Below are 18,688 nucleotides of genomic sequence, written 5' to 3' on the forward strand. Positions count from 1 at the left end.
TCGCCACACTTTCATGTGCACCGGCTGGCAGGGCTGCGCTTGCCCCACCGCTAGGGCGTGTCTACCGCTGGGTTCAAATGCTTTAGCCCTTGCCGTGTCTGGCTGGAGTGCCGCGAGTCAGGTGGGGGGTGGGGGTCGTGGCGCGGTGGCGGGAGGGTGGGTGGTGCGGTTTACAGAGGGCTTGGGACGTGGGAGGGGGGTGGCTTTGGTTGTTTGGTTGCCGTTTGGGGGGTGGGCGCGTTGCTAGGTTGGAAAGCGCTTTCCTGAAGGAATCTTCAGGGTGGACACGATCGGGTAATCCTTGTCTGGCAAGGGGATTTGTCTCTGGTGAGTGGTAAGATGGGGGTATGTCAGCGAACCCAGAATTGCCAGTCGACGCCGAGAGGTGGCGACTGAGCGACGGGGCGCTGCGCAGTGACGGGAAAAGGCGGGAGCGGCGACGTAAGGCCGACTACCTGGGGCAGGTCGAGGATGTGCGGGAGTTGTGGAACCGCACCAACCGGACCAAGGACGATCGGGCGGCGCTGGTCGCGGATCTGACAGTGGAGTGGGAGATCACCCGGGGTGAGGCCCGGGAGCTGGTGCGGCACGCGGAGTTGTTTCAGCGGGACGCGGTCCGGGAGGTGGCGGCCGAGGCGTTGCTGAGCAGGCAGCATCTGGTCGTCATGGACAAGACGCTCGCCGAGGCGCCGGAGCCGGACCGGGAGAAGGTCGAGGCGGCGTTGGTGCGATACGCGGCGACGCTCGACCTCGGCCAGTTCAAGGACGTCGCCCAGCGGATCCTGGTGTTGCTGGACCAGGACGGGAAAGCGCCTGATGACCGGGAGTCAGCCCGGCCCAAGCGGACGTTGACCATCCGCAAGCGCCGCAACGGCGGGGACATCGACGGGTTCCTCGACCTGGAGAGCCTGGCGCTGTTGGAGGCGCTGATCAGCCCGTTGGCCAAGCCGACATCGGCTGAGGACCCGCGCACGACCGCCGAGCGGCAGGGCGACGCGCTGGTGGAGATCCTCGAACTGGCGGCCGGCTGCAAGGACCTGCCCGAGGAGGGCGGGGAGAAGCCGCACATCGCCCTCACCATGTCGTGGAAGGACTTTCAGGAGCAGCGGGGCACCGCCGACCTGGCGGGCATGGGGCCGCTCAACGCCGCCTCGGTGCGCAGGATCGCCTGCGACAGCACGATCCTGCGGGTGGTGCTCGGGGCCAGGTCCGAGGTGCTGGACATCGGACGGGCCAGCCGGACCATCCCCAACGCGATACGCAGAGCACTGATCATCCGGGACAAGGGGTGCGCGTTTCCGGGATGTGGAAGGAAACCCCGGCAATGCCACGCGCATCACGTGGTGGAATGGGCTGACGGGGGGCCGACCAGTCTGGACAATCTGGTGCTGCTGTGCAGCGCCTGTCATCGGCTGATCCACCACAGCGACTGGACGGTGGAGATCAACGAGGGGCTGCCCGTGTTCAGCGACGGACACGGGCGGTGGCGAAAAGCGGGCTAGAGGCGATCACCGGAGGCCGAGCGCGGCATGGACCGCGAACGGGTCACGGGCTGAGAGCTCGGCGGACTGCACCAGCACCCGCTTGGTGGCGTAGACGGCCTCGATGGGGAGCTCGACGAGCACGGTCACCACCCACGAGTCGAAGCTTTTCGGGCGGCGTTGCCGATCATCGGGCCGGCCGGGCTGCGCAAGTCGTTCATGGCGGCGCTCACAGCGAAGAAGTAGCCAACTCGCGCCGCGAACTGATGCCGAGCTTGGTGAACACCTTGCGCAGATGCCATTCCACGGTGCGCGGGCTGAGGAACAGCGCGGCAGCGATCTCCGGATTGGTGCGGCCGGCCAGCGCCAGCCGCGCGATCTGCGCCTCCTGCGGGGTCAACTCCTCGGCCACGCCGGCGCCACGCTTGCGAACGGTCTCCCCCGTCGCGGCCAGCTCACGGCCGGCGCGCTCGGCGAAGCCGGCGGCCCCGGCGGCCAAAAACGCCTCATAGGCCGGCCGGAGCTGGTCACGGGCGTCGGCGCGCCGGTTCTCCCGGCGCAGCCACTCCCCGTACAGCAGCCGCGCGCGGGCCGCCGACAACGCCAACGGCAGCCGGTCGATCGCTTCGCGAAACTGATCGTCAGTCGGGCTGACGATCGCGTCGGCCAGGGCCTGGGCGCCCAAAGCCCAGTCGGTGCCGGCCGGAACGGTGTGCTCGGCCAAACGGTCGCGGGCCTCGGCCGCCGCGGCGGCGTCGCCGGCATGGGCGGCGGCCTCAACCAGTTCGGCCCACGGGGAAATCCCGAGATGCCGCCCGACACGGGCGGCGGCGGCCTGGGCGGCGGCATAGCGGCCAAGGCCGTTGTAGAGCACGGACAGGGCGTGGTCGGCCATGGCGGTGAGCCGCTGCTCGCCGCGCTCGGCGGCGTCCCTGGTCACGGCCTCGGCCAACTCGACGGCCGGCTTTTCCTTGCCCTGCAAGGCAAGCAGCATGAGCTCGGCGAACGGGTTGCCGGCCAGGCCGGTGGCTTCCCGAAGCGTGCGGGCCTCGTCGAGCAGCGCGGCGGCCTCGGTGAGACGGAGATCGGCCAACAGGGCGCCGGCCCGTGCGGTCAGCGCCGTCGGCAGGACGGACAAGGTGCCGGTGGCCCTCGCCTTGGCCAGCGCCACCCCGGTGATCCGCCGCCACGCCTCGTCGTCCCAGATCTCCATGGCGACCGGGGCGATGAGCAGCCGCGGTTCCTCGGTCAGCGCCCGCCTCAGCTGCGGCAATGCCGGCACGTAGCCGTCGAGTGCCCAGGTCACGACGCCGGTGAGCAGCAGTCCGGCCGGATCTTCGGCCGTCGGCAAAGCCCGGGCGGCCTCGGCGGCCGGACGCAGGTCCTCGCCGGCGTGCACCGCCGCGCCCAGCGCCGCCAGGTACGCCTCCCGAGCGGCGGTGAGATCGAGGTCCGCCAGTCGGCAGGCGGCGGCGAGCAGCGGCGGCCCGGCCGCGCGGCCGCGGTTGACGGCGAACGCGACCTGGGCCCGCAGCCGCTCGACTTCGGCCTGCTGCAACGGTTCGAGCGGGCCGAGTTCGGCCGCCGCCAACAACTCCGGCACCTGGGCCGGCTGCCCGGCGGCGAACCGGGCCTGGGCGGCGGCCAAGGCCCGGGCAGCCCGGTTCTTGGGGTCGGCGGACAGTTCGGCGGCCCGCTCCAGGAAGGCGGCGGCCGCGGCGTGGCCGCCCCGGGACCGGGCCCGCTCGGCCGACCGGGACAGCTCGGCGGCGACCTCGTCGTCCAGCCCGAGGGTGGCGTGGGCGCGGTGCCAGGCCCGGCGGTCGGGCTCCTGCCGGGGATCGGTGACGTCGGCGAAAGCCTGGTGCACGGCGCGAATCTCGGCCGGGGTGGCCGAACACCAGCTGGCCGAGCGGACCAGCGGATGCCGGAACCGCACGCGGGCCCCGAGTTCCAGCAGCTCGGCCGACTCGGCCGGGGCGGCGGCGTCCGCGCCGACGCCGAGCCGGGACAGGGCCCGCCACAGCAGCGGGACGTCGCCCAGCGGCTCGACGGAGGCGGCCAGCAGCAGCGTCCGGGTGTCCGGCGGCAGCTCGGCGATGCGCCGCTGGAAGCCCTGTTCGATCCGGCTCGGGATGGGGCCCGCGGTCCGGCCGCCGAGGCCGAAGGCCAGTTCCGCCGGCGTGCGGCCGCGCGGAAGTTCCAGCAGTGCCAACGGGTTTCCGCGGGTTTCGGCGACGATGCGGTCCCGCACGCGGGCGTCGACCGGCACCGGCAGCACCGAGTCCAGCAGCGCCCGGGCGTCGCCGTCGGGCAGGCCGTCGACCCGGAGCTCGGGCAAACCGTCGAGCAGTTCCTCGTCACGGGAGGCGAACACCAGGGCCACCGATTCGGCGTCCAGCCGGCGGGCCACGAAGGTGAGGATCACCTCGGACATCTTGTCCAGCCACTGCACGTCGTCCACCACGCACAGCAGCGGCCGCTCGGCCGCCGCCTCGGCCAGCAGCCCGAGCACCGCCAGCCCGACCAGCAGCGCGTCCGGAGCTGTACCGGTGCGTTCACCCAGGCCCACCAGCAGCGCCTCACGCTGCGGCTCGGGCAGCCGGCCCACGTGGCCCATAAGCGGGGCGCACAACCGTTGCAGCGTCGCGTAAGCGATCTCGCTCTCGGACTCGACGCCGACCGCCCAGGACACCCGATCGGCCGGCATCGTGCCGGCCAGGTAGTCGAGCAAGGCGGTCTTGCCGGCGCCGGCCTCGCCCCGCAGCACCAGCACCCGGCTCCGGCCGTCGCGGACGTCCCGCACCAGGCCGTCCAGCGTCTCCTGCTCGCGTCTGCGTCCCAACAGCACGCGGCCGAGCCTACCTGCGGCGGGCGGGACGCAATCCCGTGACACTGGCCGGATCCGTGCGATCCGCTAGGCCGCGCCCAGGTGTTCGAGGCAGAAGTCCAGGGCCGTCTCCAGGTGGTGGGACGATCCGGTGGACATCAGGATCACCACCCCGCCCTGGATCGCGGCGATCAGCGCGGACGCCGCCGCCGAGGCCTCGACGTCACGGCTGATGTGCCCGCCGGCCTGCATCTTCTCGATGCCGATCTCCACCTGCCGCTGCCACTGCACGAGCAGTTGGCGGCCCACTTCCTGCGCGGCCGGGGTAAGGCGGCCGATCTCGGTGATCAGGGCCCCCAACGGGCAGTGCACGCCCTGCCGTCGATAGCGCTCGACCACGACGTCCCGCCACTGCCGCCACGCCGCCCACGAGGTCAGCTCGCTGAGGTAGGGCTGCTGGTCCTCGATCACGCGGTCAGCCTCGTGCTGGGCCACCGCCAGCAGCAGCTGCTCGCGGCCTTCCGGGAAATAGTGGAACATCTGGCTCTTGCCGGTGCCGCTGCGGCGGCCGATGTCGTCCAAGGTCACGTTGGCGACGCCGCGCTCGCGGATCTCGGTGGCCGCCGCCTCGACGATGCGCAGCCGGGTCGCGGACCCCTTCTTGGTGAGCACCACACCGTTGAATGTACCCGTCGGTCCATTATCCGGCGAGCAGCTCGACGACACGGTCGGCGTGCGGCTGCTAGGCGATGCCCGGCAGCGAGCAGGGCCCGTCGTCGAACGACGGCGGGCCGGGGGCGTGCGGCGGGGTCGCCGTGCCGTAGACGCCCAGGGCGTACTCGGCGAAGGCCTGCTCGCAGCGTTCGAAAACAACGGCGCGCAGCGTTTCCGGCATCGATTCGACGGTCGCCCGGAAAACGGCCGGATCCGCGTCGTAGCGAATCATTCCGCAGAACAGGACGAGCGAGTCGAGGTCGAAACAACGAGCGCCGTCGGCGAGCATCTCGGCCCATTCGGCCGTGGTGACGCACCGGGCGGCCAGCGGGAGAACCCGATCCTCCTCCCGGGCCAGATGGTCGGCCAGCGCCAGGATCAGCGCGTCGAGCACGGCGGCGACGGCCTCGCGGCCGGCCTGACCGGCGGCGATCCGCCAAGCGGCGAGCGCGGGCTCCAGCCGCTCCTGGAGGTCGTCGACGAGCCGGTGCTCGCGCTCCATGGCCCGCACCAGCGGCGCGGCCTCGGCCGGCAGCCGGTCGAGCAGCCGGGGCCAGAGGTGTCGCTCCTCGACGAGGTCGTGCTGGCGCAGCAGGTCGGCGACCAGTTCGATGTGCTCGGTGACGACCCGGGCCCGGTCCACGTCGCCGCTGGCCACGGTGCGCACGAGCTCGGGCATGAGGCCGAGCTCGCGCTGGAGCATCGTGTGGACCATGTAGATGCCTCGGACGTCAGCCAGCGTCATGTTCGATCCTTCGGCCGTGCGGGTCTTGGGGCAGAATGCCGTCTCCGGCCGGCCCCCGGCCGCCGCCCGGGTGAACCGACGATCCGATGTGCCTGAACGGTCAGCGACGCCCAGGGGACGGATACATTTCCGAGCAAATTCCGAGATTAACCGTTACAGCAGCGGACAAACGGCGGAATGGCACCGGGCAACTCGACCAAGGCCGCGAACTCACGGGCACCGTGGGGCGGGTTTTCTTACCCAGCGGGACGACGGCGGCGGAACACGATGGTGAAATCGGTCCACCGAAATGACCGAAAGGAAACGACATGCCCATGCCCTCTCGAGTTCGGTTGATCGCCGCCGCCGTCGGCCTCGGCCTGCTCGTCCTGCCGGCCACCGCGAGCGCGGCCACGGCGACGCCGCCGAAGTGCCCGTCCACCTCGTGCCAGGCGCTGCTCACCGGCATCTCGGACGCCTACTCCGTCGCGCTGGACGGCCACGGCGCGGCGTTCGTGAGCTACTGGGAGGGCCGGGTGGACCGGGTCGACCTGGCCACCGGCCGGGCCGTCACGCTGGCCACCGATCTCGGCAATCTCCGTGGTGTGGCCACGGATGGGGCCGGCACCGTGTACGTCACCGACTTCAACGGCTCGGTGATCCAGGTCGACGTGGCCACCGGCGCGCACCGGGTGACGGCGTCCGGGCTGGGCGGCGGCCTGATGGCCGTGACCTACGGCAACGGCCACGTCTACGCCGGCACCACCTACGGCCAGCTTTGGGAGATCACCGCCGGCCAGCCGCGTTCCGTGACCGGCAAGGTCGGCATGATCGCCGACCTTGCCTTCGGCCGGGACGGCGGCGTGTACGTGGCCGAGATCGGCGGCTCCGTGTCGCGGGTCGACGTGGCCACCGGCGCGGTGCGAATCCTTGCCACCGACCAATATGAGCCGCAGTCGGTGCAGGTCGCGGCCAACGGCACGGTGTACTTCGCCGCCGCCGGCGAGCTGCACTCCATCGACCCGGCCACCGGCAAGGTGTCGCCCAACATCGTGCTGGGCCACACCGACAACCTCTGGGACTTCGCCTTCGGCGACACGACCGTCGCCCTGGAGTCCGGCACGCTCTGGAAGATCACCGGCTACGCCGGCTGACCGAGCCGGCCGGCACGGGGTTTTCCGTGCCGGCCGGTGTCGGGTCAGGCGGCGGTGACGGGGCCGACGTACAGGTTGTGGGCCTGGGCCGAGTTGTCCATCGCGCCCAGGTTCCACGGCAGCGTGATGTTCGGGTCGCTGCTGACGCCGCGCGGGTCGGTGGTGCTCGGCGCGACGACGGTGACGCCGGTCGGCGTGACCTGGTCGGCGGGGGCCTCGATTCCGCTCCAGTGCAACAACATCGTGGCCGACCGGCCGTCGGAGATGGTGACCAGCGGGGCGTTGGCGACGTCCGACTCGGTCGTCACGGTGATGCCCGGGGCGCCGGCGAGCGAGACCGGCAGGCTGCCCTGGAAGTTGCAGGACTGGCCCGGCTTGGCGGTGAACGTCACCTGCGCGTAGCGCTGGCCGGCCCCGGGGCTGCCCGGGGTCAGGGTGGTGGTCACCTGGGCGGACGTGCACCGGAAGTCGGTCGGCATCGCCGAGGCCCCGGCGGCGGGGACGAGCGCGGCCACGGCGACGGCGCCGAGGACGGTGGCGCCCGCCGCGGTGCGGCGAAGTCCGGTGTTCATGAGAGTTGCTCCCTTCTCGGAGGGTGAGCGGGTGATCACCGCTCACCCTCAGGTGTACCCGACACCCTATCGAGCAACACTCGGAAGTGGGATTCGACTCCTGGAAGCAACCTCTGGTGACCGTTGACCGTCCCAACCCCGGTCGAACTCGGCCGAGGTGACGGCGAAGCCGGGCATCGCGCACGGCCCGGGCGGGCAGCGCCGCTGGTGTTCGCCAAGCTCGGCGTCCGCTCCCGGGTGCAGCTGAGCAACCTCCTGCACACCCGCCAGCGCTTCGGCGGCAAGTTGCCGGAGTGCTGAAGGCTGCACGGCAGTTCTGTCGCATCGGCCGTGATCCGGGCATCATGAGGACTCCGTAGGAAGGAGAAGGCATGCGGCGCCTGGGGATTCTGATCGCGTTGCTGCTGCTCGTCCCGCTGGGTGCGCCGGCCGTGGCCGCCCCGGACACGGCGACGGTGGTGAGCGAACGCGCAGTCGACGCGCGGTTACTCGAACTGACGGTGCACTCCGATGCCCTGAACGCGAACGTCGGCGTCCGGCTGCTGCTGCCCAGGGACTGGGCCGCCGCGCCGAACCGCCGGTGGCCGACCCTCTACCTCCTGCACGGTTGCTGCGGGCAGAACGGCTACCAGGCCTGGACCGGGGCCACCGACGTCGAGGCCTTCACGGCCACCACCGACGCGCTGATCGTGATGCCCGAGGGCGGCCCCACCGGGTTCTACTCGGACTGGTGGAACGGCGGCCCGGCCTGGGAGACCTTTCACCTGACCGAACTGCGCCGGCTCGTCGAGTCCCACTACCGCGGCGGCACGGCCCGGGCCGTCGCCGGCCTGTCGATGGGCGGCTTCGGCGCGCTGTCCTACGCCGCCCGGCACCCCGGGATGTTCCGGGCCGCCGCCTCGTACAGCGGGCTGGTGGACACCACATACCAGGGTGCGCGCAGCACCAACGTCATCCAGAACTTCGTCGCCCAGTACGGATTCGACCGCACCGCGCTGTGGGGCGACCCGACCGCGCAGGCCGACGTGTGGGCCGCGCACAACCCGTACGACCTGGCCGGCCGGCTGCGCGGCACCGAGGTGTTCCTGTCCTCCGGCAACGGGCAGCCCGGCCCGCTGGACCCGGCCGGCTCCGGCGTCGACAGCCTGGAGCAGCTGATCGGCGAGCAGAACGCCGTGACGGCAACCCAACTGCGTTCCCACGGGGTGCACGTCACCGCCGACTTCTACGGCCCCGGCCGGCACGCCTGGGCCTACTGGCAGCGGGAACTGCACGCCTCGTTCCCCCTGCTGATGCACGCCATCGGCGTCGCGTTCTGATCCGACGGACAGGCAATTCCGACAATCGCGGCACGACCAGGCCCGCCTGGCCCTCGCTGCCCGATGGGGCAGGGGAAAAAGCCGAACCGAACCCGGGGCAACCGCCTCCGCCCGGTGACGTCTTCTTGGTGTCCAAAGCGAATGGGGACGGACACAAGAGGGCACAGAGCCGAGTGGAACTCGGTTTCCCGAATCGGGGCCCCATGTCCGGACGGGGAGGAATCGGAAATGTTCGACCACAAGATCAAGGCGGCGGCCGCGCTCACGATCGCGGCGACGGCGGCGCTGGCGTTCGCCGGCACGGCCGACGCGGGGGTGGCCAAGCCCAACACGGCCAACCAGGGCGACGTGCAGCTGATCAGCACGGACGGCAGCGCCAGCCTGGTGCACACCATCCGGCACGCCGACGGCACCTGGCAGAACTTCGGCCGACTGGGCGCGTACAGCGGCGTCACCTCGCTGACCTCGACGCTGGTCAACGGCGAGGAGAACGCGTTCTTCCAGTACGCCGGGCCCAAGGGTCCGCAGCTGGCGCACTTCATCCGGCACGTCGACGGCACCTGGGACTACAACGCCAGCGTGCCCTCGACCCCGGCCGGCGCGACCGTCGACGGCCTGGCCGCCACCACGGTGAACGGCCAGATCGAGCTGGTCGAGCGCACGGGCGGCGACCTGCACCTGAGCACGCTGGGCGCGGACGGCGCCTGGTCGACGTGGAGCTCCGTGCCGACCGACGGCCACGCGGTGCGCAGCGTCGCCCTGGCGCCGACCAGCTCCAACGGCGTGCTGCACGTGGTCGAGCTCTCGTCGGACGGCAAGTCCGTCGGCGACTACGACCTGTACCCGGACGGCTCCTGGTACGGCTCCAACTGGATCAACGCCACCCCGGACCCGGCCTACACCGCCACCGAGGTCGCCGCGGCGTACACCTACGGCGCGCTCCAGGTCACGACCGTGGCCGCCAACGCGTACTACTCGACGGTGTTCCACACCATCCGCCACGACGACTACAGCTGGGACAACTTCGGCGACGTCCAGCAGGTGGCCGGCTTCGGCGGCGAGGCCCAGCACGTGTCGATGACCTACTCGGGCGGCGAGATGCAGCTGGCCTTCTCCACCCAGAACGGCGGCCTGATCCACACCACCCGCCACTGGGACGGCTCCTGGCAGCGCGTCGGCGACGTGGAGAGCGTCGCCGGCAACATCAACGCCGGGCTGGTCACGCTGGCCGGTTACTACTTCTGACCGGTCAGCCCCGTCACGCGGCGCCCACGGCCACCCGGCCGTGGGCGCCGTGCCGTGCGACCGGGATGAACCGGACATGGGAGGGGCGCGTACCCCCTCGGGCAGGCGCGGAACGGCGGACGGAGAAACCACGTGCGGCACGGTGTGACCAATACTCTGTTCAAGCAGCACGCGGCCCACAGCCCGTCGTTCTTCTCGGTGGCGCGGGCGATGGGGCCGCAGGCCAAGGACCTGGCCGACTTCTGCATCCCGTGCAACCCGTACTTCCCGACCGAGGAGATGTTCGGCCTGCTGGAGCAGAACCTGCGGACCATTCTCAAGTTCTATCCCAGCGACGGGTCGGCCATCACCCACCAGCTGGCCGGTGTGCTGCGGCTCAACCCGCAGACCATCTCGCTGGCCAACGGGTCGACCGAGCTGATCACCTGGATCGACCGGCTGCTGGTGGACTCCAGCATCGCGGTGCCGATCCCGACCTTCGGCCGCTGGACCGACCAGCCGATGGAGACCGGCAAGCGGGTCGACATGTTCCTGTTGAAGGAGGCCAACAACTTCGAGCTGCGGGTGGACGAGTACGTCGAGTTCATCAAGCGCCGGGGCTCACGGGTGGCGGTGCTGTGCAACCCCAACAACCCCGACGGCGGCTACCTGCCGCGCCGCGAGGTGATCCGGTTCATGGACGAGCTGTGCGACCTGGACCTGGTGGTGATCGACGAGTCCTTTGTGGACTTCGTGGAGGCCGAGCTGAACCCGTCGGTGGCCCAGGAGGCGGTGGTGCGCCCCAACGTCATCGTGCTCAAGAGCCTGGGCAAGAACTTCGGCCTGCACGGCATCCGGTTCGGCTACCAGGTGGCCAATCCGGCGCTGACCCGCAAGATCTCCGGGGCGCTGCCCAAGTGGAACCTCAACTCGCTGGCCGAGGCGGTGATCTTCATGCTGGCCGAGCACCGCGCCGAGTACGAGGAGAGCCTGAAGCTGCTGGCCCTGGACCGGTTCATGATGCACTCGCAGCTGATCCGCTTCCCCGAGCTGACGGTCTACCCGTCGCAGGCCAACTTCCTGCTGGTGAAGCTGCCGGCCACGCTCGACGGCGCCGAGTTCTGCTCGTACCTGCTGGAGGAGCACCACCTGCTGACCCGCCAGTGCGGCAACAAGATCGGCCTCACCAGCCAGTTCATGCGCTTCGGGGTGCGGCCCGACACCGAGGTGGAACGCCTGGTCGCCGGCCTGCGCGGGGTGGACCGGCTGGGCCAGTCGGCCGCGCCGGTGGAACTGCGCTCGCACGCGCACGAGGTCGAGCGGTCGACCGGCTGAGCCGGCCGGGCCCGCCACGCGGGCGATGCCATGTGTTTCCGGCATCACCCGGTGGCGCGGGTCCGTCGGCGTAGCGGCGAGAACGCGGCCACCGCGACGCCCAGCAGCATCACGGCACTGCTCACGACCAACGTCAGGCGTAGGTCGACTGAACCCAGTGCGCCACCGAGCAACGCGCCGATGGGTTGCAGGCCATAGACCAGGAACCGCCAGGTGGCGTTGACCCGGGACAGCAGCTCGGCCGGCACCAACGTCTGCCGAAGGGTCTGCTGATTCACGCCGTAAAGGGATGGCCCGACGCCGCGCAGGATCTGGGCCAGGGCGACGACAATCAGCACGACCGGCAGCGGGCCGCCGGCCAGCGCCAGGACCGGACCAGCCACGGCGGAGATCAGCATGCCGAGGATGAACGCCGGCCCGGACCCGAGCCGGCGAGAGATCGGGGCGGCCGCGACCGCCGACAGCACGGCGGCCACGCCGACGACGGTGATCGCGAGGCCGACCAGCCCGGAGGGCAGTTTCAGGCCCTGCACAAGGAAAAGGACCAGCACGACGTTCTGCATCTGCCCGGCCAGCGCCCCCAGCGCGGCGGCGACGATCACCACCCGCACTGTGGGCTGGGTGAACACCGCCCGCAGCCCGGCCCCGACCTCGGCCACGAGGTGTCGGGAGCCGGGCCGGGGCGGCGGGCCGGGCGTGCTGATCCGGGCCTTGAAAAACCCGGCCACGGCAAAGGAAACCGCGTCCACCGCCAAGGCGAACGGCGCGGCGAACACCGTGACCAGCGCGCTGCCGACGGCCGACCCGGTGGTGTTCACGGTGGCATTGCTGGCCATCAGGGTGCTGTTGGCCGACAACAACTCCTCGCGCGGCACCAGATGCGGGGTGAACGACTGGGCCGTGACGTTCTCGAAGAGGTTAGCCACGCCGGCCAGCAGCACGATCACGTAGAGCTGCCACAGACTGAGCACCCCGAGCCAGGCCAGCACCGGCACCGCGCCGACCAGAAGGGCCTGCGCGATGTCGGCGGCGACCAGGATCCTCCGGTACGGCAGGCGATCCACCCACACCCCGGCCGGCAGCCCGAACACCAGGTGCGGGGCCAGGGTGGCCACGCCCAGCAGTCCCATCTGGAACGGCGAGGCGTGCAGGTAGACCACCGCCGACAGCGGCAACGCGACCGTGGTGACGCTGGATCCCAGCAACGACACCGAGTTGCCGACGAACAGCCGGCGGAAGTCGGGGTTCACCGGGTGAAGGTCAGCACCCGGATGCTCAGCGACGGCGAGGACAGGATCTCGCCCTCACTGAACCGGTCGGCGACCCACTTCTTGGCCGCGAACAGCGCGGTCTGGTCGCCGTGGTGCGGGGAGGCGGGGTTGGCGGATTCCGAGTACGACAACAGGGTCCGGGCCACCGGCCCGCGCGGCGAGAGCTCGGCGACCATCATGAAGCTGGAGCCGAAGATGGACGGGCTGAACCGGCCGTCCGCGCCCAGGGCGCCGCTGCCCACACCGGAGACGATGTTGTAGCAGCCCTCGGGGTTGCCGCAGCCGGGAATGGCGATGTCCGGCCCGCCGACCGTGGTGTGCTGCGCCGCCGACAACGGCGCGTCCACCGGCACGTGCAGCGCCGCCATCTGCTGCACGGCGTTGGCCAGCGCCTGCCGGAGGACGATGCTGTTGGTGTTCACGGTGTTCGGTGTCGTCGCCGGCTGCTTCGGGTCGAACGGCACCAGCCACAGGTCGGGGGCCCGCACCGCGCCGAGCCAGAACTGCCGCCACAGCACCGCGCCGACGCTGCCCGGATCGGCCCGCAGATCCCACTTGGCCAGCACGCCACAGGCCGCGCTGACGTCAACTGCCGTGCCATCGCTGGCCGTCAGTGTGGATTCCTTGCCGCACAAGGACACCACCGCGTCACGAGCGAGTTCGGCGCTGAGGTTGCGGTCGGCGAACAGCGCCTGCTGGGTGCTGGCCACGCTGAAGCCCGGCGACCCCAGGCCGTCGGTGCCGGCGATGCGCTGGCCGATCGTCTCCAGGCCCAGCCGGGTCCGCAGCGTGCGCGGCGTGCCGGTCAGACCGTAGATGACCGGGTAGCCGGTCAGCGGCGCGGCCGGGTTGGCCAGCCAGTACGAGTCGTTGCTGTTGGTGACGAAATCCGTGCGGGACAAGGACGGCTGTTCCTTGGGCCCGAACGTGCCCGGCACGATGGCGTCCGGGTCGCTGCCCCAGGCGCAGGCCGACAGCGAACCGTCCAAAATGGTCTGAGCCGGGTACACCGCCTTGCCGAGCGGGCTGTCCACGCACTTGGCCGCCAGCGCGTCGGTGACGTGCGGAACCACCGACGAGTCGGCATAGTAGGCCGCGCCGGTGCTGTCCGCGGCCATGGTGTTGACGTACGGCAGGGCCTGGTACTTGTCCTGGGCGGCCCGCAGTAGCGCCACGCTGTCGGACATGCCCATCCGCAGCCATTCGTTGCTGGAGCGGCCGTTGTCCACGTTGACGCCCTTGACCGCCAGCGCCGTGGTCGCGGTCCAGCCGGTGCCCAGCACCGGGCCGTACTGCGAGGTGTAGACGGTCCTGGTGATCTGGCTGCCGTCGGCCTGCGGCACCGACACCGACCGGCGGCCCATCGGCACCGCCTGGCCGTCCACCAGATAGCTGGTGGGATCGCCCGGCGCCAGATGCAGCTCGTAGAAGGTGAAGCGCTGCGCCGACGACACGGTGTGCGTCCACGCCAGGTGCTTGGTGTGGCCGATCTCCACGATGGGCGTGCCGTAGACGCTCGCCCCGGTCACGTCCATCACGCCGGGAATCGTCAACTGCACCTGGTAGAAGCGGTTCGAACCCAGCCAAGGGAAATGCGGGTTGGCCAGCAGCAGGCCGTCGCCGTTCCGGGTCCCCGCGCTGCCGGCCGCGATGCCGTTGCTGCCGAGATCGGCGTTGTCGACGGCGGTCCGCGCCAGCGCGTCCGCCGCCGACGGGCTGGACCCCGCCGGCCGGGCGTTGGCGATCTGCGGCTGGAACGCGTTGACGCCGCCGAACTGGTTGCCGTCGTAGAGCAGCCGGTCCATCTCCGTCGTGGTGATCGGGTGCACCCACGGCTTGGCCCGGCAGGTCGGGTCGGGCAGGTTGGCGGCCCCGGTCGCCGCCAGGTACGCGTTCACGCCGCCGATGTAGCCGCTGACCAGGTCCTTGACCTCGGCCGTCTGGCCCAGCGGCGCGGGCTGGGACATCGTGCGCTCGACGATGCCGCTCTGGATCACCGAGCGGTGGAAGACATCGCTGTCGATGTTGCTGATCGGCCCGCCGATCTGGTTGCCGGAGTCGGCGTTCGGGCCGAAGTAGCGCGACCGGTCCCCGTCCACGGTGGTGATCGCGTCGGCCAGCGCGCACAGGTTGTCCTCGGCGAACGCGTACCCGTAGCCGTAGCCGAGGCCCTTGAAGTCCTTGGCCACGATGTGCGGGATGCCGTACTCCGTGCGCCGGATCACCGCACCGTCCAGCCAGCCCGACGCCTGCGCCACCGGCGCCCCAGCCGCCGCGACCACCACCACCGAGGCGAGGGCCGCGACGCGTCGAAGAGTGCTCAGCATGCGCCTACAGTAGAGCGCGGGCGCGGCGTTCGGGCCAGGACCGGCGATCCGCTTAGCGCGAACAGGGGGACTGCCCTTCGGGGAAACCCGGTTGTCCGGGTGGCGCCCCTCGTGTAACAACGGCCTGTGATACAGGGCGAGAAGATCGGGCTGCGGGCCCGGCACGAGAGTGACGTCGCGGTGCTGCACGCCGAGCTGTACGACGATGTGGCCACGCGGGCGCGAGCGGACTCGCGGCCCTGGCGGCCGATTTCGCCGGGTTCGAGCGACTCGCCGTTCACGGTGGCGGGGCCGTCGGACGAGGTCGCGTTCTTCTCGGTGGTGGAGCTGGAATCGGGGGAACTGGCCGGCGAGGCGCTGCTGTGGGCGATCGACACCCACAACCGGACGGCGCACATCGGCATGGCCATGCGGCCGGCGTTTCGCAACCGAGGCCTGGGCGTCGACGTGCTGCACACGTTGTGCGAGTACGGATTCGCGGTCCGCGGACTGCAACGCCTACAGATCGAGACCCTCGCGGACAACGGCCCGATGCTCGGTGTGGCGGCCAAGGCGGGGTTCATTCGCGAGGGAACGCTGCGACGGTCGGCCTGGGTTTACGGCGCGCGCGAGGACGAGGCCATCCTCGGCCTGCTCGCCGAGGAATGGACGCCCCGAAGCTAGAAGATCGCCAGGCAGCAAGCGTGCAGGCCGGGCTGCTTGGCCAGGCCGCCCATGTTCACGATGCCGTGCTCCAAGGTGCGACCGCACCGGCTTCGGGCCACCGAGTCCGAGCTGGTGTGGAAACGATCTGGTTTGGACGGTCCGGGCCCGGCTATTCCCCTGGCATGACCACCTTCGAGGAGCGGATCCTCACTCCGCCGGCGCCACGGCTGCTGCGCTCTCCCGGCGTCTATCGGCCGCAGTACGACACCTGGCTGCTGGCCGAGGCCGTTGCGGCGACGGGGATTCCGGCCGGCGGCCGGGTGCTCGACGTCTGCACGGGGACCGGCGCGCTGGCCATCACGGCGGCGATGCTCGGGGCCGGTGAGGTCACGGCGGTCGACGTGTCGCGGCGGGCGGTGCTGTCGGCTCGGCTCAACGCCTGGCTGAACGGGCGAAGGATCCGCGCCCGGCGGGGGTCGATGCTGGCGCTGCCGGCCACGGCGTCGTTCGACGTCATCCTGGCCAATCCGCCCTACGTGCCCTGCCCGCCGGGAACGGTCACGCGGGGCCGGCGGCGGGCCTGGGACGCGGGGGTGGACGGCCGGGCGCTGCTGGATCCGATCTGCCGATCGATGCCCCTGCTGCTGAGGCCCCAAGGCTTTCTGCTTCTGGTCCACTCCGTTCTGTCCGGTGTGGACACATCGCTGCGCCAGCTGCGCGGTTGCGGGCTGAACGCCGATGTCGTGCTGCGCGGCCGAATTCCGTTCGGGCCGGTGCTCAGCGGCCGAACCGTGTTCCTCGAACGCGAAGGGCTCATCGCCGCGGGCCAACGACACGAGGACCTGGTGGTGATCCGTGCCGACCGACCGTGAGCACCGCCGGGTGGTCGTGGAGCCGGGCGGGCCCGTCCTGGTGGACGGGCCCGTCGAGGTCGTGCTGCCGGACGGAACCATCGCCCGGTCGGACCGGTTCGTGGTGGCGATCTGCGCCTGCCGCCGCAGCAAGCGCTATCCGTTCTGCGACACCAGTCACCGCAAGAGGGTCCGCGACTCCTGACGCAGCGAGGAGCGGCCCTGGCGCCAGGCCGACAGCAGGTGGTCGGCCAGCCGCTGCTCCAGCAACTCCGTGGCCTGAATGCCGAACACGACGTCGGCGGCCAGTTCCGGTTCGTGGGCCAGGAGATCGCCGATGACGTCGCGGCGGAGCACCTGCTCGTGCACGGCGTCGGCCTCGATGTGCTCGGTGTAGAACAGCCGGCAGGCGTCGGGCGCCGCCAGTCGGATCAGCGCCTGCTCCATCCGCTGGGCGCTGGGCCCGGTGCTGATCTCGGCGGCGGCGAAGTGTCCGACCAGCGCGCCCCGCAGCCGTCGGTGCAGGCCGAACAGCGACATCATGTTGACGGTGGCCAGCGAGCAGGCCGGCACGTCGTCCAGATAATGCAGGTAATCCGAGGAAAGACCGGCTGCGTCAAGGAGATCGGCGAACAGTCGGGCGTGCACACGCTCGGCCCGGCCGCCGCCGTACTCGTCGAACTCGACGGCGACCAGCGCCGCCTTGGCCCGACCGCGCAGGCGGGGAATCGCCCAGGCGTGCGGATCGGCCTCCTTGAGGTGGTAGATCGACCGGTGCGTGAACAACTCCCGCAGCTGCCACCATTCGCCCTCGTCACGCAGGAAATGACTGAGCCCAGCGCCGGGAACGTGTTCCACGAGCAACGCGTCGAGCTCGGCCGCCACGTCGTCGCCGCCGGGAACCCTGACGTGCAAGGCGTGTTCGAACACCCGCTCCATGGATGCCCGCAGCCGCAACAGGTCCGGGTCCCACTCCCAGCTCGGGTCCACTCCGGGCAGCCCCTGGTAGTGCAGCTCGTAGCACAGGTGCAGGGCCAGCTGGAGGTCGTCGCCGAACGGGTCGGGGTCGTCGACCCGGATCGGCGGCCGGATCGAGCCGGCGGGCCGGCCCAGCACGCCGATGACCGTCTCGGACAGCGGTCCCCTACCGAGCATCGCGATCTCCCACCGTCAGCAGCCGCAGCACGGCGGCCGGGCCGGCCGCCGCCACCAGTCGCTGGCGGGTGGCCCCGGTGGACCGATCCCGCAGCAGCATCAGCACTTCGTCGAGGTCGCCCGCGTCGGCCAGCGCCTCCCGCACGTGGTCCAGCAACGCCGTCACCATGACGGCCGCCGGAACCTGCTTGCCCAGCAACGGATCGACGGCCGGACCGTCCATTCCGTACCGGGACGCCGTCCACACGGCCGCGGGCGCGGCTCGCAACGGCTGCGCCTCCACGCCACGCTCCAGCTGCGCCAGGGCGACGTGCGCCAACGCCCGGCTGAGCAGCGCCTGGACCATGGCGTCGGCCACCGTCGGGGCGGTGTCGGCGATCCGGAACTCGACGGTGGGAAAGCGCGGCGAGGGCCGGGCGAACCAGAACGTCTGCTTCTCGTCGACCAGCACGCCGCTGTCCACCAGCCGCGCGACCTCCTGCTGCCAGTGGTCGTGGTCGGCGCACCACGGGGCGATGCCCGAGCCGGGGAACCGCGACTGCTGGACGATCCGCCAGCTTCCGTAGCCACGGTCGCGGCCGTGGTAGATGGGCGAATTCACCGACAGGGCCAGCAATGTCGGCAGCCAACGGGCGACGTGGTTGACCACGGCGACCGCGGTGTCCTTGTCCGGCACGGCGACGTGGACATGGCAGCCGCAGGCTTCGTAGTCGGTGGCGATCTCGCCGTAAAGTTGGTCGACCCGCCCGAATCGCGGGTCGGCGGACGGGTCGTGTCGAGCGGAACCCTGCACCGGTACGCCGGCGGCGATCAACCGCGCGCCGGTTTCGGCGGCGGCCATGGCCAATGCGTGCCGGCCGATCACCAACTGGGCCCGCAGTTCGGCGGCGTCGGCGCACACGCCGGTGGCCAGTTCCAGCTGGGTTTCCCGTAGTTCCGGCTGGGCGGTCATCCCGCCCGGCAGTGGCCCGGCGCAGCGCGCCAGGACCTCCGCCGCCAGTGGCGCGGTGACGCCCGCGCGGTCGACCAGGAGGAACTCCTCCTCGACGCCAATGGTGCTAGTCACTTCGACGAGATACCCGCTGA

At 71.0% G+C, this 18,688-nt stretch carries 18 protein-coding genes; 9 read left to right on the forward strand and 9 right to left on the reverse strand.

What is annotated here, in order from left to right; genetic code table 11:
* The first annotated feature begins 347 nt into the window (after positions 1–347).
* Positions 348–1,502 (forward strand): DUF222 domain-containing protein, encoded by a 1,155-nt coding sequence (locus tag ACIG5F_RS41300; RefSeq protein WP_396525622.1) that lies wholly within the window; start codon positions 348–350, stop codon positions 1,500–1,502.
* Positions 1,503–1,508: 6 nt separating this feature from the next.
* On the opposite strand, the gene ACIG5F_RS41305 is transcribed toward ACIG5F_RS41300, so the two are convergent.
* The 4 genes from ACIG5F_RS41305 to ACIG5F_RS41320 form a co-directional block, all read right to left on the reverse strand.
* Positions 1,509–1,631, reverse strand: a complete 123-nt coding sequence (locus tag ACIG5F_RS41305) for a hypothetical protein (RefSeq protein WP_396525624.1) — start codon at positions 1,629–1,631, stop codon at positions 1,509–1,511.
* Positions 1,632–1,710: 79 nt separating this feature from the next.
* Positions 1,711–4,332, reverse strand: a complete 2,622-nt coding sequence (locus ACIG5F_RS41310) for an AAA family ATPase (protein ID WP_396525625.1) — start codon at positions 4,330–4,332, stop codon at positions 1,711–1,713.
* Positions 4,333–4,398: 66 nt separating this feature from the next.
* A complete protein-coding gene (locus ACIG5F_RS41315; RefSeq protein WP_396525735.1) occupies positions 4,399–4,983 on the reverse strand; it encodes a TetR/AcrR family transcriptional regulator in 585 nt (194 codons plus the stop codon).
* A 70-nt stretch (positions 4,984–5,053) separates the two neighbouring features.
* Entirely contained in the window at positions 5,054–5,770 is a 717-nt protein-coding gene (locus tag ACIG5F_RS41320; protein WP_396525627.1) for a hemerythrin domain-containing protein, read from the reverse strand.
* A 314-nt stretch (positions 5,771–6,084) separates the two neighbouring features.
* Here ACIG5F_RS41320 and ACIG5F_RS41325 point away from each other — a divergent pair, with 314 nt between their 5' ends.
* Positions 6,085–6,903, forward strand: a complete 819-nt coding sequence (locus tag ACIG5F_RS41325; protein WP_396525629.1) for a PQQ-binding-like beta-propeller repeat protein — start codon at positions 6,085–6,087, stop codon at positions 6,901–6,903.
* A gap of 44 nt (positions 6,904–6,947) precedes the next feature.
* On the opposite strand, the gene ACIG5F_RS41330 is transcribed toward ACIG5F_RS41325, so the two are convergent.
* Positions 6,948–7,475: a DUF4232 domain-containing protein gene (locus ACIG5F_RS41330; RefSeq protein WP_396525631.1), complete on the reverse strand. Its 528-nt coding sequence runs from the start codon at positions 7,473–7,475 to the stop codon at positions 6,948–6,950.
* Positions 7,476–7,598: 123 nt separating this feature from the next.
* Here ACIG5F_RS41330 and ACIG5F_RS41335 point away from each other — a divergent pair, with 123 nt between their 5' ends.
* From ACIG5F_RS41335 to ACIG5F_RS41350, 4 genes are all read left to right on the forward strand, one after another.
* A complete protein-coding gene (locus ACIG5F_RS41335) occupies positions 7,599–7,775 on the forward strand; it encodes a hypothetical protein (protein WP_396525632.1) in 177 nt (58 codons plus the stop codon).
* A 71-nt stretch (positions 7,776–7,846) separates the two neighbouring features.
* Positions 7,847–8,794 (forward strand): alpha/beta hydrolase, encoded by a 948-nt coding sequence (locus tag ACIG5F_RS41340; protein WP_396525634.1) that lies wholly within the window; start codon positions 7,847–7,849, stop codon positions 8,792–8,794.
* A 228-nt stretch (positions 8,795–9,022) separates the two neighbouring features.
* Positions 9,023–10,039, forward strand: coding sequence for a hypothetical protein (locus ACIG5F_RS41345; RefSeq protein WP_396525636.1), 1,017 nt, complete (start codon positions 9,023–9,025; stop codon positions 10,037–10,039).
* 132 nt (positions 10,040–10,171) lie between these two features.
* Entirely contained in the window at positions 10,172–11,353 is a 1,182-nt protein-coding gene (locus ACIG5F_RS41350; RefSeq protein ID WP_396525638.1) for a pyridoxal phosphate-dependent aminotransferase, read from the forward strand.
* A gap of 44 nt (positions 11,354–11,397) precedes the next feature.
* Here ACIG5F_RS41350 and ACIG5F_RS41355 read toward each other — a convergent pair whose 3' ends face one another.
* Together ACIG5F_RS41355 and ACIG5F_RS41360 are read right to left on the reverse strand one after the other, a co-directional pair.
* Positions 11,398–12,603: an MFS transporter gene (locus tag ACIG5F_RS41355; protein WP_396525640.1), complete on the reverse strand. Its 1,206-nt coding sequence runs from the start codon at positions 12,601–12,603 to the stop codon at positions 11,398–11,400.
* The gene (locus tag ACIG5F_RS41360; RefSeq protein ID WP_396525642.1) at positions 12,600–14,951 is read right to left on the reverse strand and encodes a penicillin acylase family protein; all 2,352 of its coding nucleotides are present in this window, start codon (positions 14,949–14,951) and stop codon (positions 12,600–12,602) included. The genes ACIG5F_RS41355 and ACIG5F_RS41360 overlap by 4 nt, the downstream gene beginning before the upstream one ends.
* A gap of 126 nt (positions 14,952–15,077) precedes the next feature.
* Between ACIG5F_RS41360 and ACIG5F_RS41365 the strand changes: the two genes are divergently transcribed.
* The 3 genes from ACIG5F_RS41365 (at position 15,078) to ACIG5F_RS41375 (ending at position 16,652) form a co-directional block, all read left to right on the forward strand.
* On the forward strand, positions 15,078–15,614 hold the full coding sequence (locus tag ACIG5F_RS41365; protein WP_396525644.1) for a GNAT family N-acetyltransferase: 537 nt from the start codon (positions 15,078–15,080) through the stop codon (positions 15,612–15,614).
* A gap of 164 nt (positions 15,615–15,778) precedes the next feature.
* Positions 15,779–16,468, forward strand: a complete 690-nt coding sequence (locus ACIG5F_RS41370) for a class I SAM-dependent methyltransferase (protein WP_396525646.1) — start codon at positions 15,779–15,781, stop codon at positions 16,466–16,468.
* Positions 16,452–16,652, forward strand: coding sequence for a CDGSH iron-sulfur domain-containing protein (locus ACIG5F_RS41375; RefSeq protein WP_396525648.1), 201 nt, complete (start codon positions 16,452–16,454; stop codon positions 16,650–16,652). The genes ACIG5F_RS41370 and ACIG5F_RS41375 overlap by 17 nt, the downstream gene beginning before the upstream one ends.
* Here the strand turns inward: ACIG5F_RS41375 and ACIG5F_RS41380 are convergent.
* Both ACIG5F_RS41380 and ACIG5F_RS41385 read right to left on the reverse strand, forming a co-directional pair.
* Positions 16,625–17,602 carry an iron-containing redox enzyme family protein gene (locus ACIG5F_RS41380; protein WP_396525650.1) on the reverse strand — a complete coding sequence of 326 codons (978 nt, stop codon included), beginning with the start codon at positions 17,600–17,602 and terminating at the stop codon, positions 16,625–16,627. The genes ACIG5F_RS41375 and ACIG5F_RS41380 overlap by 28 nt on opposite strands.
* Positions 17,592–18,668, reverse strand: coding sequence for a YbdK family carboxylate-amine ligase (locus tag ACIG5F_RS41385; RefSeq protein ID WP_396525652.1), 1,077 nt, complete (start codon positions 18,666–18,668; stop codon positions 17,592–17,594). The genes ACIG5F_RS41380 and ACIG5F_RS41385 overlap by 11 nt, the downstream gene beginning before the upstream one ends.
* Positions 18,669–18,688 lie beyond the last annotated feature (20 nt).

This window comes from Kutzneria sp. NPDC052558, assembly GCF_044547355.1.
Lineage (GTDB): Bacteria > Actinomycetota > Actinomycetes > Mycobacteriales > Pseudonocardiaceae > Kutzneria.

Excerpts from the sequence above, each read along its gene's own strand:
- ACIG5F_RS41345 (WP_396525636.1), top strand. The coding sequence starts at position 9,023 with ATGTTCGACCACAAGATCAAGGCGGCGGCCGCGCTCACGATCGCGGCG.
- ACIG5F_RS41360 (WP_396525642.1), bottom strand. The coding sequence starts at position 14,951 with ATGCTGAGCACTCTTCGACGCGTCGCGGCCCTCGCCTCGGTGGTGGTG.
- ACIG5F_RS41380 (WP_396525650.1), bottom strand. The coding sequence starts at position 17,602 with ATGCTCGGTAGGGGACCGCTGTCCGAGACGGTCATCGGCGTGCTGGGC.
- ACIG5F_RS41325 (WP_396525629.1), top strand. The coding sequence starts at position 6,085 with ATGCCCTCTCGAGTTCGGTTGATCGCCGCCGCCGTCGGCCTCGGCCTG.
- ACIG5F_RS41320 (WP_396525627.1), bottom strand. The coding sequence starts at position 5,770 with ATGACGCTGGCTGACGTCCGAGGCATCTACATGGTCCACACGATGCTC.
- ACIG5F_RS41330 (WP_396525631.1), bottom strand. The coding sequence starts at position 7,475 with ATGAACACCGGACTTCGCCGCACCGCGGCGGGCGCCACCGTCCTCGGC.
- ACIG5F_RS41370 (WP_396525646.1), top strand. The coding sequence starts at position 15,779 with ATGACCACCTTCGAGGAGCGGATCCTCACTCCGCCGGCGCCACGGCTG.
- ACIG5F_RS41340 (WP_396525634.1), top strand. The coding sequence starts at position 7,847 with ATGCGGCGCCTGGGGATTCTGATCGCGTTGCTGCTGCTCGTCCCGCTG.
- ACIG5F_RS41300 (WP_396525622.1), top strand. The coding sequence starts at position 348 with ATGTCAGCGAACCCAGAATTGCCAGTCGACGCCGAGAGGTGGCGACTG.